The sequence below is a fragment of the Pantoea stewartii subsp. stewartii genome, assembly GCF_008801695.1.
GTDB classification, from domain to species: Bacteria; Pseudomonadota; Gammaproteobacteria; order Enterobacterales; family Enterobacteriaceae; genus Pantoea; species Pantoea stewartii.
Genome location: NZ_VZPF01000237.1, coordinates 1 through 472, shown reverse-complemented (window position 1 = coordinate 472; position 472 = coordinate 1). Strand labels below are relative to the sequence as shown.

The following is a 472-nucleotide window of genomic DNA, read 5'->3' as shown; positions in this document are numbered from 1 at the left end:
CCCCGAGCTGCTGGGCAATGTAGTCTGCCAGCCGCTTTTTATTCTCAAGCTTGGCCCGCTGCACCGCCTGGTTCACCGCCGGAAAATCGATGTGCTGCGCCAGTTCTGACAGCTGGCTCAGGTCGGTACGCCAGGTGCGGCCGATGTTTTCATCCAGCACCTCAGAGAGCGGCGGGTTCGCCAGCGCCAGCCAGCGGCGCGGCGTGACGCCGTTGGTGACGTTAAGGAAGCGCATCGGGAAGACTTTGGCGAAGTCGGCAAACAGCGACTGCACCATCAGGTTCGAGTGCAGCTCTGACACCCCGTTGACCTTGTGGCTCACTACCACCGCCAGCCAGGCCATGCGCACCCGGCGGCCGTTGGATTCGTCAATGATGGAACAGCGGCTGACCAGCCCGGCATCATCGGGATACTGCTCCTGCAGAGTTTTCAGGAAGTAGTCGTTGATTTCAAAGATGATCTGCAGATGGCG

General features: G+C 60.6%; 1 protein-coding gene. It reads right to left on the bottom strand.

All coding sequences use genetic code 11. The features are described 5' to 3' along the window. Positions 1-472, bottom strand: a 472-nt coding sequence (locus F7Q90_RS25960) for a glycogen/starch/alpha-glucan phosphorylase (RefSeq protein WP_211369709.1), incomplete at both ends; no start/stop codon positions are given.